Genomic DNA, 17,942 nt, shown 5'->3' with positions numbered 1-17,942 from the left:
GCCATCCCGACGCCACGGCCATGGCGGTGCGCGGTGACGTCATCGCCTGGCTGGGCAGCGATGAGGTGGGTCGCAGCCAATTCCCGGACGCCGATGTGCAGGATCTCGACGGTGCCTTCGTGGCACCGGGATTCGTCGACAGCCACATCCATCTGAGCGCCACCGGCTTGGCCCTCAGCGGGCTGGATCTGCGAGCGGCCGGTTCGCGGGCGCAGTTCTTGCAGATGGTCGCCGACTACGCGGCGGCTCACCCGCACCGGCCTCTGTGGGGACACGGTTGGGACGAGTCCACGTGGCCCGAGAACGCCCCGCCCGGGACCGGGGACCTGGACCGCGTCCTGGGCGACCGGCCGGCCTACCTGGCCCGAGTCGACGTGCACTCCGCGCTGGCCTCCTCCGGCTTGCGACGGCTGGTACCCGATCTTGCCCAGGCGGCGGGGTACGCCGCCGAGCGGCCGCTGACCGGCGACGCGCACCACCGGGTGCGCGCGGTGGCCCGCGGTCTGCTGACCGAGGATCAACTCGCCGAGGCGCGCGTTGCGGCGCTGCGGGCGCTGGCCGCGTCGGGCATCGTTGCGGTGCACGAGTGTGCCGGACCGCAGATCGGCGGGCTCGACGACTGGTTGGCGCTGCGCACCCTCGACCACGGCGTCGAGGTGATCGGGTACTGGGGCGAGGCGGTGACCACAGCGGAGCAGGCGCGTGACCTGATTGCGCAGACCGGTGCTCGCGGCCTGGCCGGTGACCTGTTCGTCGACGGCGCGTTGGGATCGCGCACCGCCTGGCTGCGCGAGCCGTATGCCGATGCGCCCGGCTGTACCGGCACCCGCCATCTCGACCCCGCCGTCATCGAAGCGCACCTCCGGGCGTGCACCGAGGCCGAGGTGACCGCCGGATTCCACGTCATCGGCGATGCCGCGGTGTCGGCGGTGGTCGATGCCCTGGAACGGGTTGTGGACCAGCTCGGTGTGACTGCCGTCGCACGCTGTGGCCACCGGTTGGAGCACCTGGAGATGGTCACGGCAGAACAGGCCGCCAAGCTGGGAACATGGGGTGTCATCGGCAGTGTGCAGCCCAATTTCGACGCCCGGTGGGGCGGTGACGACGGGATGTACGCGCAGCGACTGGGGCCGAACCGAGGTGGCCGGCTCAACCCTCTTGCGCTGTTAGCATCCCAAGGCGTGCCCCTCGCCTTTGGTTCTGACGCGCCGGTGACCGACTTCCAGCCGTGGGCCACGGTGCGCGCCGCGATCGAGCACCGCACACCTGGCAGCGGGGTGTCGGCGCGGGCCGCGTTCGCTGCCGCAACGCGCGGAGGCTGGCGGGCCGGCGGCGTCCGCGACGGTAGCTCCGGCACCCTGGTTCCCGGTGCGCCCGCCTCTTACGCGGTGTGGGACGCCGGTGCGCTCGACGTCAGCGCACCTCGCGATGCCGTTCAGCGCTGGTCGACCGACCCCCGTTCCCGGGTTCCGGCGCTGCCACGGCTCGACGATGACGCCGCGTTGCCGCAGTGCCGCCGTACCGTGCACCGGGGTGCGGTCATCTATGGCTAGCGAGAGCGACCCCGCGCACCCGGAGCCGACAAAATCAGCTGAAACCGGCTCACAGCAAACCTCGAGCGATTCGCCGGCGACAGACAACGAAGAGTTGCCGATTAATCGACCGGGTGCGCTTGTCCGGCTGGGCCGGCGGCTCCGTCGAGGCCTCACGCGGACCCCCGCCCTGCTGCGACCGCGGCTGGCACGGCTCAGCCTCAGCCTGGTCGGCGGCGCCCTGATGTACACCAGCTTCCCGCCGCTGAACTGGTGGTGGGCCGCCGTCGTCGCAATCGCGCTGCTGACCTGGGTGCTGATGCATCCTTCGACCACACCGGCCGGTGGGCTGGGCTACGGGTTCGTGTTCGGTGCCGCGTTCTACGTGCCGTTGTTGCCCTGGATCAGCACGCTGGTGGGAGATATGCCCTGGCTGGTACTGGCGACGGGGTCCGCGTGTTTCCCGGGCGTGTTCGGGCTGTGTGCCGTGGTGGTGCGGCGGGTGCCCGGATGGCCGATCTGGTTCGCTGTGCTCTGGGGCGCCCAGGAGTGGTTCAAGTCGATCTTTCCGTTCGGCGGATTCCCCTGGGGATCGGTGGCCTTCGGTCAAACCGCGGGCCCGCTGCTGCCGTTGGCGCAGCTCGGCGGCGTGCCGCTGCTGTCGTCGTCGGTGGTACTGGTGGGAGCCGGCGTGGCGGCGATCGCGCTGGAGATCGAGAAGTGGTTCCGAACCGGTGCAACCGAACGGGCAGCCAAACCGCCGGCCGTGTTCTTGCCCGGCATCGCCATCTGCCTGGTGTTGCTGGCCGCCGTCCTAGTCTGGCCCCAGGTGCGGCACGCGGGGGCCGGTTCGGGCGGCGAGCCGCCCGTCACCGTTGCGGTAGTCCAGGGCAACGTTCCCCGTCTCGGCCTCGATTTCAACGCACAGCGCCGCGCGGTGCTGGACAATCACGTCAGCCAGACGCTGCGACTGGCCGAAGACGTCCGCTCCGGCCTGGCTCCGCAGCCCCGGTTCGTCATCTGGCCGGAGAACTCCTCGGACATCGACCCGTTCGCCAACGCCGACGCCGGCCAGGAGATCTCCAAGGCCGCCGACGCGATCGGCGCGCCGATTCTCGTCGGGACGCTGCTCATGGTGCCGGGTCGCATGGAGGACAACCCGGAATACACCAACACCATGATCGTCTGGAATCCCGGGCGCGGGCCCGCCGACCGGCACGACAAGGCCATCGTCCAGCCGTTCGGCGAGTACCTGCCGATGCGGTGGCTGTTTCGGCATCTCTCCGGGTACGCCGACCGCGCCGGCTACTTCGTCCCGGTTCCCGGTAGCGGGGTGGTACGCATGGCCGGCGTGCCGGTCGGGGTTGCCACCTGCTGGGAAGTGGTCTTCGATCGCGCGCCGCGCAAGTCCGTGCTCAACGGCGCGCAGATACTGACCGTGCCCAGCAACAACGCCACCTTCACCAGAACGATGAGCGAGCAACAGCTGGCTTTCGCCAAGGTGCGCGCCGTCGAGCACGACCGCTACGTGCTGGTGGCCGGCACCACCGGGATCAGCGCCGTGATCGCGCCGGACGGCGCCGAGCTGAAGCGCACCGACTTCTTCGTTCCCGACTACATCGACACCCAGGTACGCCTCAAAACCGGGCTGACGCCGGCCACCCGCTGGGCGCCCATCCTGCAGTGGGTCCTGGTCGGGGCGGCTGGCGCGGTGATCGTCTTCGCGATACGGCACAATAGTTCTTTCTCCGGCTGGTTCCCACGTCCGAGGCGCCCTCGGTTGCGGACGGGGTCGGGGCCGGCGGACGAACTCGATGATTCCGATACGCCGTCAGCTGAAACGGACGACGTGGAAGCTGCGAACGAATCAGAGACGGCACTCGTTGAACCTGCTGACGACAAGCCGTCCGACGAAGGCGAACGAACGTTTATCGGGCGAAATGAAGGAGCTACATGACCACCGGCCAGCCTGTGCCCCACGTTGGGGGTAACGGTCCCAGCCCGCGCGTCCTGGTGATCATCCCCACCTACAACGAGCGGGAGAACCTACCCCTGATCCACCGGCGCGTCACGGACGCCTGCCCGGACGTTCACCTCCTCATCGTCGACGACAACAGTCCCGACGGCACCGGCCGGCTTGCGGACGAGTTGGCCGCGGCCGATCCCGATCGCACTCACGTGCTGCACCGGACCGTCAAGAACGGCCTGGGTGCGGCCTATCTGGAAGGTTTCGCCTGGGGACTGAGCCGCTGCTATGCGGTCCTGGTCGAAATGGATGCCGACGGCAGCCACGCGCCCGAGCAGCTCCACCGGCTGTTGGAGGCTGTCGATGCCGGGGCGGACCTTGCGATCGGCTCCCGCTACGTCCACGGCGGCACCGTACGGAACTGGCCGTGGCGCCGGTGGGCCCTGTCGTGGACCGCCAACACGTACTCGCGGTTGGCTCTCGGTGTCGCGGTGCACGACATCACCGCCGGCTATCGCGCCTATCGTCGCGAAGTGTTGGAGACCATCGAGCTGGCCAGCGTCGACTCCAAGGGATACTGCTTCCAGATCGAGATGACGTGGCGCACGGTGAACACCGGATTCGTGGTCGCCGAGGTGCCGATCACCTTCACCGAGCGAGAGATCGGGGTGTCGAAGATGAGCGGCTCCAACATTCGCGAGGCCCTGGTCAAGGTCGCCCAGTGGGGAATCGAGGGCAGGCGCAACCGGACCCGGTCGAAAAGCACTCACCGGTAAGCGACGGGCAATCCCCCGCCGAGCCGCGGTTGGCGTCGTCAGCTGCGGCGGCGGGACCGGATCAGTTCCAGACGCTCCTTGAGCAGCTCTTCCAGCTCCTCGACCGAGCGGCGCTCCAGCAGCATGTCCCAGTGCGTACGCGGCGGCTTGACCTTCTTCGGCTCGGGCAGGTCACCCTCGATCAGGGTGCCTTCCATGCCGTTGCGACACAGCCAGGTACCGGGGATCTCGGCGTCGTCCGCGAACGGGACCTCGAATTCCTCGCCGTTCTCGGTGCGGTACCGGGCGATTTGGCGCGGTGCCAGGTCATGGTTGCGGTCGGTCTCATAGCTCACGGCTCCGAGGCGACTGCCTCGTAGAACACGATCAGCCATTGGTACTGCTCCTTAGGTTCCGGCGAGCTGTTGCTGCCCCGTATTTCGCATCTGTCTAAGCAAACGTTAAGACCGCCTGCACTAGTTCCCGGTCGGGCATCTCTGTGTGCGACGCGATTGTCCATGATACCGGGATCGCGGCCGCTATCCGACTAAAGTCGGCAGGCGTGAGTCGTCGGATCCGGCCCCAGCCGTGCCGCTGGTGCGGTCGTGACGTGACCGATGTTGGAATGGGCCGTCGCCGCCAGTACTGCCGGCAGTCATGCCGGCAGCGGGCCTACGAACAGCGGGCGATGATTTCCAGGGGCGACGTGGCCGCCCTGCCCGCCGACGCGGTGGTGTTGTCAGCCGAGGAGGCCGCCGACCTGTCCGACCGCGTCTATCAGGTCCGATGTGCCGCCGAGGACGTCGTCACCGCCTTGGATGAAGGCGCGGCGGCCACCGAGCTGCGGGAACTGTGTGACCAGCTGCTGCGCGCGGCGAGGGCCGCCGACGGCTGGCGTCGCGTGGGTGTTTGACCCGCGCCCGGCGCGCCCACACCGCCGGGACCGGTACAGTCGCGCCATGGAGGGCGGGCCAGGTGTACAAGGGAGTCACGGGGCGCGCGGGGTGCCTTCGGCCCGTCCCGGACGGCGCAGGCTCTCGGGTGCCTAACCGTCCCACCGGTAGCTGGGAGTATCCAACGTTTTTGAAATCCGGCCGGAGTTGGCGATACTCACCAGCGAGATTCTTGGGTCGAAACGCTGCACCGGGCGGTCGCTTCGCGCAGCAATTTTCATGACTCGGCGAGAGCCGCATCCGGCGGGTCAGAGACGACCGAATTAGGCGAGGGGTTTGTAATGAGTGATCAGCTCCAGCATGCGACTGAGGCATTGCGGAAAGCGCTGGTCCAGGTCGAACGCCTGAAGAAGACCAACCGTGCGCTGCTCGAGCGCACCAGCGAACCGATCGCCATCGTCGGCATGTCGTGCCGGTTCCCGGGTGGCGTCGACTCTCCGGACAGCCTGTGGCAGATGGTTGCCGACGGCCGCGACGTGATCGCGGAGTTCCCCACCGATCGCGGGTGGGACGTGGGCGATCTGTTCGATCCCGACCCGGACGCGCAACACAAAACGTACGCAAACACGGGCGGCTTTGTGGACGGCGTTGCCGACTTCGACGCCGCCTTCTTCGGCATTGCGCCCAGCGAAGCACTGGCGATGGACCCCCAGCACCGGATGCTGCTCGAGCTGTCGTGGGAAGCGCTGGAGCGTGCCGGAATCGATCCGGGCGGGCTGCGGGGAAGTGCCACCGGCGTGTTTGCCGGGATCATCGCGCAGGGCTACGGGATGTTTGCTGAGGAGATCGAGGGCTACCGGCTTACCGGTATGACCTCCAGCGTCGCCTCCGGACGGGTGTCGTATGTCCTGGGACTGGAAGGTCCCGCTGTGTCGGTTGATACCGCGTGCTCGTCGTCGCTGGTCGCGCTGCACATGGCGGTGCAGTCGCTGCGGTCGGGAGAGTGCGACCTGGCGCTGGCCGGCGGTGCGACCGTCAACGCCACCCCCACGGTGTTCGTCGAGTTCAGCCGGCATCGGGGCCTTGCTCCGGACGGCCGGTGCAAGGCGTACGCAAACGCCGCCGACGGAGTGGGCTGGTCTGAGGGCGGCGCCGTGCTGGTGGTGGAACGGCTGTCGGATGCGCAGCGATTGGGGCACCCGGTGCTTGCCGTCGTTCGGGGTACGGCGGTCAACCAGGACGGCGCCTCCAACGGCTTAACCGCCCCGAACGGCCCCTCCCAGCAACGGGTGGTGCGGGCGGCGCTGGCCAACGCGGGCCTGTCGACCACCGATGTGGATGTGGTCGAGGGCCATGGCACCGGCACCACGCTCGGTGACCCGATCGAAGCCCAGGCGCTGCTAGCGACCTACGGGCAGGGACGCGCCGAAGTTGGCAGACAACCGCTTTGGCTGGGGTCGATCAAGTCGAACATGGGCCACACGCAGGCCGCCGCCGGCGTCGCCGGCGTGATCAAGATGGTGCAGGCCATGCGCCACGAATTGTTGCCGGCGACCCTGCACGTGGATATGCCGTCCCCCCACGTGAATTGGTCGGCGGGGTCGGTGGAGTTGTTGGCCCAGGCGCAGCCGTGGAAGGCCGAGGCTGACCGTGCCCGCCGCGCGGCGGTGTCGTCATTCGGTATCAGCGGCACCAACGCGCACGTGATCATCGAATCGGCGCCGGCCCCAACGCCCCGAGCGGCCGGCCCGCGCCGCCCGGCGGTGCCGTGGATGATCTCGGCCAAGTCGGCCCGGGCGTTGACGGCACAGGCGGCGCGATTGGCCGAATACCTCGGTGCGCATGACGAAGTGGACATCGCCGATGTCGCCTGGTCTCTGGCGGGCCGCACCTCGTTCGAGCACCGGGCCGTCATCGTGGGCGGCGACCGCGACAGGCTGCTGGCCGGATTGGCCGACCTGGCCAACGACGCGCCCGGTGATGTCATCGGTGGTGTCGCCCGGCCCACCGGCAAGAACGTCTTCGTCTTCCCCGGCCAGGGCTCCCAATGGGCCGGCATGGCTCTCGAATTGCTTGACACGGCACCGATATTCGCCCAGCAGATCGAGGCGTGCGCCGAGGCGTTCGCCGAATTCGTCGACTGGTCGCTGATCGACGTGCTTCGTGGTGCGCCCGGCGCTCCGGGGCTGGAGCGCGTGGACGTCGTGCAACCCGTGCTGTTCGCGATGATGGTGTCGCTGGCCGAGCTGTGGCGGTCGGTCGGCGTGCGCCCGGACGCCGTCATCGGCCACTCCCAGGGCGAGATCGCCGCGGCGTATGTCGCCGGAGCACTGTCCTTGCGCGATGCCGCCAAAGTAGTCACGCTGCGCAGCAAACTGCTGACCGGGCTGGCCGGGCCTGGCGGCATGCTGTCGATCGGCTGCGGTGTCGAGCAGGCGCGAGAGCTGATGGCGCCGTACGGCGATCGGCTTGACATCGCCGCCGTCAACGGCCCGTCGGCGGTCGTGGTGTCCGGTGAAGTGGCGGCTCTCGACGAGCTCACTGCGGTCTGCGTGGAGCGGGAGCTACGCGTTCGCCGGATCGACGTCGACTACGCATCGCACTCGGCCGAGGTCGAGGCGATCCGTAGCGAACTGACCGAGGTGCTGGCCGGCATCGAGCCGGCGTCTTCGCGGATCGCCTTCTTCTCGACGGTGACCGGAAGTCGTTTGGATACCGCAGGTTTGGACGCCGAGTACTGGTATCGCAACATCCGCCAGACCGTGCGGCTCGACGAGGCGGTCCGCAGTGCCGGCGAACACGGATACCGGGTGTTCATCGAATCCAGTCCACACCCGGCACTGATCGCCGGCATCGAGGGCACCCTCAACGACTGCCGCACCGGCGACAGCGAACCCGTCGTTGTTCCCACCCTGGGCCGCGAAGACGGTGGGCTGCAGCGATTCCTGTCCTCGGCCGCCACCGCCTTCGTCGCCGGGGTGCCCGTGCACTGGCGTGGTGTGCTCGACGGTGCAGGGTTCGTCGAGTTGCCGACCTATGCCTTCGACAAGCGCCGGTTCTGGCTTTCCGGCGAGGGCATGGGTGCCGACGCCTCCGGTCTGGGCCTGGGTTCCAGCGAGCATCCGCTGTTGCGGGCGGTGGTGGAATTACCCGACTCCGGTGGCGTCGTCCTGACCGGCCGGCTGTCCCCTAGTGCGCAAGGTTGGCTGGCCGATCATGCCGTCTCCGGGATGGTGGTGTTCCCGGGCACCGGCTTCGTGGAATTGGCAATCCGCGCCGGCGACGAAGTCGGCTGTTCGGTGGTCGACGAGTTGACACTGCGGTCGCCCCTGGTGATCCCGGCCGCGAGATCCGTTGCGATACAGGTGATCGTGGGTACCGCCGTGGCCGAGACCGGTCAGCGCAGTGTCTCGATCTACTCCCACGCCGACGTCGACGCAGGTTCGGTCTGGGTGTGTCACGCCGAGGGAACGTTGCGTTCCGGAAACGTCGAGCCGGCCGCGGACCTGTCCGTGTGGCCGCCGCCGGGTGCCGTCGCGGTCGATCTGGCCGGCGGCTACGAGCGGCTGGCCGAGCACGGCTACGGATACGGTCCGGCGTTCCGCGGGTTGACCGCGTTGTGGTCGCGTGGTCAGGAGCTGTTCGCCGAGGTGGCGCTGCCGGAGCCGGCGGGCGGTTCGGCGGCGTACGGGATGCATCCCGCGCTGCTCGACGCCGCTCTGCACGCCGCGGTTTTGGCCAACCCGGCGGCCGAGCTGGTGCTGCCGTTCTCGTGGCAAGGCGTGACGCTGCATGCCGCGGGCGCGTCGGCGGTGCGGGCGCGCATCGCCCCGGCAGGCACCTCCGCGGTCTCCGTGGAACTGGCCGACGGCCTCGGACTGCCCGTGCTCTCGGTGACGGCCATGGTGGCGCGACCGGTGAACGAGCAGCGGTTGCGGGCGGCGCTTTCCGGCTCGGGGCCAGACCGGTTGTTCGAACTCGTCTGGACGCCGGCGACGTCCTCCGGCGGTGCCACGCCGGCTTATCAGATCTTCGAATCCGCATCCACCGACGACGATCCGGTGACGGCAAGCTACGAGCGTACGCACATCGCGCTGGCCGCCGTGCAGTCGTGGCTGACCGGTGAGGACTCCGGCGTGTTGGTGGTGCGGACCCGGGGCGCAGTGGGGCTGCCGGGTGAGGACGTCACCGATCTGGCCGGTGCGGCGGTGTGGGGTCTGGTACGCACAGCGCAAACCGAGCACCCCAACCGCCTGCTGCTGATCGATTCTGATGTGGCGCTGGATGATTCGGCACTGGCCGCGGCGTTCGCGGTGGGGGAGCCGCAGGTGCTGCTGCGTGCCGGACAGGTCTACACACCACGGGTGCGTGGCTCGCGGGCGGTGGACCACATCCTGGAACCGCCCGGCGACGTGCCGTGGCGGCTGGGTCTGAGCAGCGCGGGAACCTTCGAGAACCTGCGCCTCGAGCCGGTGCCCAATGCCGATGCGCCGCTGGAGCCCGGTTATGTCCGGGTTGCGCTGCACGCGATTGCGGCCAACTTCCGCGACATCATGATCACGCTGGGCATGTTCACCCACGAGGCTCTGCTGGGTGGCGAAGGCGCCGGAGTGGTTGTCGAGGTCGGCCCGGGAGTCACTGAATTCGCGGTCGGTGATTCGGTGTACGGGTTCTTCCCCGACACCAGCGGCACCCTGGTCCCCGGTGATGTCCGGCTGCTGCTGCCGATGCCGTCGGACTGGTCCTATGCCGAGGCGGCCGCCATCTCCGCGGTCTTCACCACCGCGTGGTTTGCCTTCATCGACCTGGCGGCCGCCAGGCCGGGACAACGCGTCTTGATCCATGCCGCTGCCGGTGGGGTGGGTATGGCGGCCACCCAGCTGGCCCGGCACCTGGGTCTGGAGGTGTTCGGCACCGCCAGCAAAGGCAAATGGGACACCCTGCGCGCCATGGGCTTTGACGACGACCACATCTCCGACTCGCGCAGCCTGGACTTCGAAGAGAAGTTCCGGACCGTCCTCGGCAGGAGCGGTGCGGCCGGCATGGACATCGTGCTGGACTCACTGGCCGGCGAATTCGTCGACGCCTCTTTGCGTTTGGTCGCCCCCGGCGGGGTGTTCCTGGAGATGGGCAAGACGGACATCCGCGACCCCGGCGTGATCGCCCAGGAATATCCCGGTGTGCGCTACCGCGCCTTCGACCTGTTCGAGCCCGGTCGTCCGCGCATGCACCAGTACATGCTGGACCTCGCCGAGCTCTTCGACGCGGGCGTGCTGCGTCCGCTGCCGGTGACGACCTTCGACATTCGGCGGGCACCGGCGGCGCTGCGCTACCTCAGCCAGGCCCGCCATATCGGCAAGGTCGTCATGACGGTGCCTTTCACGCCGGGCAATGGCTTGGGCCGGGGCACGGTGCTGATCACCGGCGGCACCGGCATGGCCGGCTCCGCGCTGGCGCGACATGTCGTGGCTCAACACGGCGTTGGGCACCTGGTGCTGCTCAGCCGGCGCGGCCCGGACGCGCCGGGCGCAGCGGAGTTGGTGGCCGACCTCGAGGCGGCCGGCGCGCAGGTGCAGGTGGTGGCGTGTGACGCCTCCGACCGCCCGGCACTGGCCAAGGTGATCGCCGATATTCCGGTCCAGCGGCCGCTTTCTGCGGTGATCCATGCCGCCGGCGTACTCGACGACACGGTGGTGACGTCGTTGACACCCGATCGGGTGGACTCGGTGCTGCGGGCCAAGGTCGACGCGGCATGGAACCTGCATGAGCTGACCCGCGATCTGAATCTGTCCGCCTTCGTGATGTTTTCGTCGATGGCGGGGCTGGTGGGTTCATCGGGACAGGCCAACTACTCGGCGGCGAACTGCTTCCTCGACGGCCTGGCCGCGCATCGCCGGGCGCACGGGTTACCGGCGATGTCGCTGGGCTGGGGGCTCTGGGATCAGGCCAGCGCGATGACCGGCGGACTGGACGAGGCCGATCTGGCCCGGCTGGGCCGGGAAGGCGTCCTGGCGCTGTCTGCACAAGAGGCCCTGGAATTGTTCGACACCGCGCTGATCGTCGACGAGCCGTTCCTGGCGCCGGCCCGGATCGACCTGTCGGCGTTGCGGGGCCACGCGGTGGCGGTGCCGCCCATGTTCCGTGATCTGGTCAACGCGCCGACGCGGCGCCAGGTGGACGAGTCGCTGGCCGCGGCGAAGTCGAAGTCGGCTCTGGCGCACCGGCTGCAGGGGCTCACGGAAACCGAACAACACACATTGTTGCTGGATCTGGTCAGGTCTCACATCGCCACCGTGCTGGGCAACGTCGCACCCGAATCCATCGATCCGGACAAAGCGTTCCAGGACTTGGGCTTTGACTCGTTGACGGCGGTCGAAATGCGGAACCGGCTGAAGTCGGCTACCGGGCTCTCGCTGTCACCGACCCTGATCTTCGACTACCCGACGCCGAGCGGGTTGGCCACTTACATCCGCACCGAACTGGCCGGAATGCCGCAGGAAGCCGCGCCCACTCCGGCCGTGCGTGTCACCGGTGCGGACCAGATCGCGATCGTGGGCATGTCCTGCCGCTACCCCGGCGGGGTGGATTCGCCTGAAGACCTGTGGGACATGCTCATCGAGGGCCGCGACGTACTGTCGGAGTTTCCCGCCGACCGGGGCTGGGACCTGGGCGGTCTGTACAACCAGGATCCCGATGTGGCCGGCACCTGCTACACCCGCACCGGCGGCTTCGTGGACGGTGTCGCCGATTTCGACCCCGCCTTCTTCGGGATCGCGCCCAGCGAGGCGCTGGCGATGGACCCGCAGCAACGCATGTACCTCGAGCTGTCCTGGGAAGCTCTGGAACGGGCGGGCATCGAGCCCGGTTCGTTGCGGGGCACCGCGACCGGCGTCTTCGCCGGCGTCATGACCCAGGGTTACGGATTCTCTGCCACCGACGCCGTGGAGGGCTTCCGGTTGACCGGACAATCGTGCAGCGTCACCTCGGGCCGGGTGTCCTATGTGCTGGGGCTGGAGGGCCCCGCCGTTTCGGTGGACACCGCCTGCTCGTCCTCGCTGGTGGCGTTGCACATGGCGGTGCAGTCGCTGCGGTCGGGCGAGTGCGATCTGGCGCTGGCCGGCGGCGTCACCGTCAACGCGACACCGGACATCTTCATCGAGTTCAGTCGCATGCGGGGACTGTCGGCCGACGGGCGGTGCAAGGCGTTCGCCGGTGCTGCCGACGGCACCGGGTTCTCCGAGGGCGGCGGAATGCTGGTGGTGGAACGTCTTTCGGATGCGCAGCGGCTGGGGCACCCGGTACTGGCGGTGGTGCGCGGATCGGCGATCAATCAAGACGGCGCGTCCAATGGCTTGACCGCACCCAACGGCCCCTCCCAACAGCGAGTGGTGCGGGCCGCACTGGCGAATGCGGGCCTGTCGGCAGCCGACGTGGATGCCGTCGAGGGCCACGGCACCGGGACCATGCTGGGCGATCCGATTGAGGCCCAAGCCTTGTTGGCGACCTACGGGCAGGGTCGGAACCAGCCGCTCTGGCTCGGGTCGATCAAGTCGAACATGGGCCACACGCAGGCCGCCGCGGGTGTCGCCGGCGTGATCAAGATGGTGCAGGCGATGCGGCACGAGACGCTGCCGGCAACCCTGCACGTGGACGCGCCGAGCCCGCACGTGGACTGGTCGACGGGATCGGTTGCCCTGCTCACCGAGCCACGGCCGTGGCCGGCGGAACAGTCGCGGGTACGACGGGCGGGGGTGTCGTCTTTCGGGATCAGCGGCACCAATGCGCACGTAATCATCGAATCCGGACCGGTCGCAACGCCTGTCGAAGGTTCACGACCCAAACCTGCGGTGCTGCCGTGGGTGTTCTCCGCGAAGTCTGTCCCGGCATTGCGTGCCCAGGCGGCCCGGCTGGCCGAATACCTCGGCCGCCACGATGAACTCGGGGCCGCTGATGTCGGCTGGTCGCTGGCGGGCCGGTCTTCGTTCCAGCACCGCGCCGTCGTGGTAGGTGGGGACCGGGACCAGTTGCTGGCCGGATTATCCGAGCTTGCCGACGACGAACTCGGCGCGGTCATCCGCGGTGTCGCCCAGCCGGGCGGGAAAACCGTGTTCGTATTCCCCGGCCAGGGTGCGCAGGTGCTGGGCATGGGCATGGGGCTGCATGCGACCTACCCGGTTTTTGCGGAGGCATTCAACACCGTCGTCGGTGAACTGGACCGCCACCTGCTGCGCCCGTTGCGCGAGGTGATGTGGGGCAACGACGAAAGCGCGCTCAATACAACGGAATTCGCGCAGCCCGCGCTGTTTGCGGTGGAAGTCGCGTTGTTCCGGCTGCTGGAATCCTGTGGCGTCCGGCCCGATTTCGTGATGGGCCACTCCGTAGGTGAGCTGTCCGCGGCACATGTCGCCGGAGTGTTGTCGCTGGAGAACGCCGCGGTACTGGTTGCCGCCCGCGGGCGTTTCATGCAGCGTCTGGCTCCCGGCGGTGCGATGGTGGCCGTGCAGGCCACCGAAGAGGAGGTGCGGCCGCTGCTGACCCCAGAGGTCAGCATCGCCGCGGTGAACGGTCCGGCATCGCTGGTCATTTCGGGCGCCGAGGATGCCGTGATCGCGATGGCCGAGCGACTGCGCGGCGACGGTCGCCGGGTCCACCAACTCGCCGTGTCGCATGCATTCCATTCCCCGCTGATGGAGCCGATGATCGACGAGTTCGGGTCTGTTGCGGCCGGGTTGCCGACCGCAGAGCCCACGATTCCGCTCATCTCGAATCTCACCGGGCAATTTGCCCCCGACGATTTCGCGTCGGCGGCGTACTGGAAGCGTCACGTCCGGGAAGCGGTGCGGTTCGCCGACAGCATTCGATACGCGCATTCGGCCGGTGCCACGCGCTTCCTCGAGGTCGGCCCGACCGGTGGCCTGAGCGCCTCGATCGAAGAGTCACTGCCCGACGTCGTGGTCACCACCGGTTCCGCGCTGCGCAAGGACCGGCCTGAGCCCACCGCGCTAACCAATGCGGTGGCGCAGATCTTCGTCGCGGGCGCGACGGTGGACTGGCGGGCGGTGCTGGGCCAGGCCAGCTTCGTTGAGCTGCCCACCTACGCCTTTGAGCGACGCAGGTTCTGGCTGTCCAACGGCAGCCCGGCCGTAGACGCCGAAGGCCTGGGCCTGAGCCCGGGCGAGCACGCCCTGCTGGGCGCGGTCGTCGATCTACCGTCCTCGGGCGGCGTGGTACTCACCGGCCGACTGTCCGCCGCGACGCACGGCTGGCTGAGAGACCATGCCGTGGGCGGCGTCGCGATCTTCCCGGGCGCAGGCTTTGTCGAGCTGGCCATCCGCGCGGGGGACGAGGTCGGCTGCTCGACAGTTGACGAACTCACCCTGGCGGCGCCACTGATCCTGCCCGAATCGGGTTCGGTTGCCGTGCAAGTCGTCGTCGATGCTGCCGACGAGTCCGGTTCCCGAGGCGTCTCGGTGTTTTCGCGGGCCGAAAGCGGTTGGCAGCTGCACGCCGAGGGGACGCTGAGCTCTGCGGCGCCCCAAGCGGTCACCGACCTGTCGACGTGGCCACCCCCGGGCGCCAGCCCGGTGGACGTGACCGGAACCTATGAGCGGTTGGCCGAGCGCGGGTACGGCTACGGCCCCGCCTTCCGGGGACTGACCGCGATGTGGCGGCGCGGCGACGACCTGTACGCCGAAGTGGCCCTGCCCGACACGGCGGGCTTGTCGCCCAACGGATTCGGTGTGCATCCGGTGGTGCTCGATGCGGCGTTGCACGCGCTCATCGTGGGCGCCGGCGGCGACGCGGACCGCACCGACGGTGTGCTGGTGCCCTTCGCCTGGCAGGGCGTGTGCCTGCATGCGGGGGGTGCGTCGGCCGTGCGGGCCCGCATCACGCCGACCGGACCGTCGTCGGTGTCGGTGGAACTGACGGACACACTGGGGTTGCCGGTGCTGTCGGTGGCCTCGATGGTGGCCCGCCCGGTGACCGAGCAGCAGCTGAAGGCCGCGCTATCAGGATCGGCTGCCGACCGCCTCTTCGAGGTGGTCTGGTCGCCGGCGCCGTCGGTAGTCACCTCCGGCACCCCGCCGTACCGGGTGTTCGCGTCCGAACCCGCGGCAGGTGACACCTTGGCCGGTGTATACACCGCGACCCATCGCGCGCTCGGCGTCGTCCAGGAATGGCTCAACGAGCACGACGCGGGAGTGCTTCTGGTGTCGACGCGCGGGGCGATGGCGGCTCCGGGCGAGAGCGTCACGGATCTGGCCGGCGCCGCGGTATGGGGTTTGGTGCGTTCGGCCCAGACCGAGCATCCCGGCCGCATCGTGCTGGTGGACACCGACGTGGCCATCACCGACGAGGAGGCGGCGGCCGTACTGGCGGTCGGTGAGCCGCAAGTTTTGTTGCGCAACGGAACTCCGTATATTGCCCGGGTGCACGGCAGCCGCGCGGTGCGCGGATTGTTGACGCCTCCGGGCGATGTTCCGTGGCGCCTGGGCATGAGCACCGCGGGCACGTTCGAAAACCTTCGCATGGAGCCCATTGCGGATCCGGATGCCCCGCTCGGCGCGCGCCAGGTACGCATCGCGACCAGTGCCATGGCCGCCAACTTTCGCGACGTCATGATCGCACTGGGCCTCTACCCCGACGAAGCTGCGGCGATGGGTGTCGAGGCATCGGGCACGGTGATCGAGACCGCTTCGGATGCAGGGCTGTTCGCGGTGGGAGACCGGGTGACCGGGCTGTTCCCGGAAGGCACCGGAGCCGTGGCCGTCACCGACGAGCGCTTGCTGATCCGGGTGCCTGCCGAGTGGTCGGATGCCGATGCGGCCACCGCGCCGGTGGTCTTCGCCACCGCGTATTACGCACTGAAGGTGCTGGCGGACGTACGGCCGGGCCAGCGGCTGCTGGTGCACGCGGCCGCGGGCGGCGTGGGCATGGCGGCCGTTCAGTTGGCCCGGCTCTGGGGGGTGGAGGTCTTCGCCACCGCCAGCAGGGGCAAGTGGGACACCCTGCGCGCCCTCGGCTTTGACGACGCCCACCTCGGCGACTCGCGCAGCCTGGAATTCGAGGACAGGTTCCGCGCTGCTACCGGTGGGCGCGGCGTGGATGTGGTGCTGGACTCGCTGGCCGGCGACTTCGTCGATGCGTCACTGCGGTTGGTCGCACCCGGCGGCGTGTTCCTGGAGATGGGCAAGACCGACATCCGCGACGCCGCGCAGGTCGCCGAAGAGCATGCCGGCGTGCGCTACCGCGCCTTCGACCTGTTCGAAGCCGGACCCGATCACCTGCAGCGGATGCTGGGCGAGCTCGCGACGCTGTTCGATGCCGGCACGCTGAAACCGTTGCCGGTGACGGTGTTCGACGTGCGCCGGGCGCCGGCAGCGCTGCGCTACCTCAGCCAGGCGCGCCATGTCGGCAAGGTCGTGATGACCATGAGTTCGGGCCTGGGCGACGGCACCGTTCTGATCACCGGGGGTACCGGTATGGCCGGCTCGGCGCTGGCCAGACATCTGGTGAACCGGCACCAAGCGCGTCACCTGGTGCTGGTGAGCCGGCGCGGTCCGGACGCACCGGGGGCCGACGAACTGACCGCGGAGTTGAGGGCCGCCGGCGCAGACGTGCGGTTGGTTGCCTGTGACGCGTCCGATCGGGCGGCGCTGGCCAGGGTGCTCGCCGACATCCCGGCGCAGTATCCGCTGTCGGCGGTGATCCACGCGGCGGGAACGCTGGACGATGCGGTGGTGACCTCGCTGACACCGGAGCGGGTCGACGCGGCACTGCGAGCCAAAGTGGACGCAGCGTGGAACCTGCACGAGTTGACCCGCGACCTGAAACTGTCGGCATTCGTCATGTTTTCGTCGATCGCCGGACTGGCCGGCGCGTCGGGTCAGGCCAACTATGCGGCCGGCAACTCCTTCCTGGACGGGCTGGCGCAGTACCGGCACCAGCACGGGCTGCCCGCCGTATCGCTCGGGTGGGGGCTGTGGGATCAGGCCAGCAGCATGACCGGCGCGCTGGGTGCGGCCGACCTGGCCCGGTTCGCGCGCGACGGGATCGTAGCGATGGCCTCCGAAGAGGCACTCGGATTGCTCGATACCGCAATGGTTCTCGACGAGCCGTTCCTTCTGCCCGCCCATATCGACCTGGTAGCACTGCGTGCCAAGTTCGACGCCGGGACGTTGCCGCCGATGTTCGTCGACCTGATCAACGCCCCGGCACGACGCCAGGTAGACGACTCGTTGGCCGCCGCGAAATCCAAGTCGGCGCTGCTGCAGCGCCTGGAAGGCCTGGACGACGACGAGCAGCACGCAGTGCTGCTGGATCTGGTGCGCTCGCACATCGCCACCGTGCTGGGCAACACCACACCCGAGGCCATCGATCCCGATCGGGCGTTCCAGGAGCTGGGCTTCGACTCCCTCACGGCGGTGGAGATGCGTAACAGGCTCAAAGCCGCTACCGGGCTTGGCCTTTCGCCGACGCTGATTTTCGATTACCCGAACTCGGCGGCGCTGGCCGGCTACTTCCACCAGGAACTGCTCGGCGCCGAGCGCAAGCACGCGCAGCCCGCCGCGGCGCCCGGCGAGGAGGAGTTGCGGCGCGTCGTGGCCTCCATCCCGGTGAAGCGGTTGCGGCAGGCCGGTGTGCTGGATCTGCTGTTGGCCCTGGCCAACGAGACCGACGGCGACCGGAACGGTGCACCAGAAGCGCCGCATGGTTCGTCGACCGGCAAGGACCTCGCGGACATGGACCTCGACGACCTGGTCAACGCGGCTTTCATGGACGACGACGAGTAGAC

Annotated in this window: 4 protein-coding genes and 2 pseudogenes; 5 read left to right on the top strand and 1 reads right to left on the bottom strand. The window is 68.8% G+C overall.

All coding sequences use genetic code 11. The features are described from left to right. The first annotated feature begins 20 nt into the window (after positions 1–20). From AC5Y7D_RS13615 to AC5Y7D_RS13605, 3 genes and pseudogenes are all read left to right on the top strand, one after another. On the top strand, positions 21–1,553 hold the full coding sequence (locus AC5Y7D_RS13615) for an amidohydrolase (protein ID WP_499924815.1): 1,533 nt from the start codon (positions 21–23) through the stop codon (positions 1,551–1,553). Positions 1,554–1,680: 127 nt separating this feature from the next. Next, positions 1,681–3,363: pseudogene (gene lnt, locus AC5Y7D_RS13610) on the top strand (apolipoprotein N-acyltransferase); the annotation flags it as partial. A 113-nt stretch (positions 3,364–3,476) separates the two neighbouring features. Then, a pseudogene (locus AC5Y7D_RS13605) lies at positions 3,477–4,274 on the top strand (polyprenol monophosphomannose synthase); the annotation flags it as partial. A gap of 38 nt (positions 4,275–4,312) precedes the next feature. Here the strand turns inward: AC5Y7D_RS13605 and rbpA are convergent. Further along, positions 4,313–4,648 (bottom strand): RNA polymerase-binding protein RbpA, encoded by a 336-nt coding sequence (gene rbpA / locus AC5Y7D_RS13600; RefSeq protein ID WP_499924618.1) that lies wholly within the window; start codon positions 4,646–4,648, stop codon positions 4,313–4,315. 167 nt (positions 4,649–4,815) lie between these two features. Between rbpA and AC5Y7D_RS13595 the strand changes: the two genes are divergently transcribed. Together AC5Y7D_RS13595 and AC5Y7D_RS13590 are read left to right on the top strand one after the other, a co-directional pair. Further along, entirely contained in the window at positions 4,816–5,166 is a 351-nt protein-coding gene (locus AC5Y7D_RS13595) for a hypothetical protein (protein ID WP_499924616.1), read from the top strand. Between the two features lie 321 nt (positions 5,167–5,487). Next, positions 5,488–17,940 (top strand): type I polyketide synthase, encoded by a 12,453-nt coding sequence (locus AC5Y7D_RS13590; RefSeq protein ID WP_499924614.1) that lies wholly within the window; start codon positions 5,488–5,490, stop codon positions 17,938–17,940. Positions 17,941–17,942: the final 2 nt, after the last annotated feature.

This window comes from Mycobacterium sp. NGS49 (assembly GCF_059812565.1).
Note: the sequence above shows the minus strand (reverse complement) of the source record. Positions and strands in the feature narration are given on the sequence as shown.

What these genes read in the sequence shown, in the direction of transcription:
- AC5Y7D_RS13615 (WP_499924815.1), top strand. Translation starts at nt 21, where the DNA reads ATGGCGGTGCGCGGTGACGTCATCGCCTGGCTGGGCAGCGATGAGGTG.
- AC5Y7D_RS13590 (WP_499924614.1), top strand. Translation starts at nt 5,488, where the DNA reads ATGAGTGATCAGCTCCAGCATGCGACTGAGGCATTGCGGAAAGCGCTG.
- rbpA (WP_499924618.1), bottom strand. Translation starts at nt 4,648, where the DNA reads ATGGCTGATCGTGTTCTACGAGGCAGTCGCCTCGGAGCCGTGAGCTAT.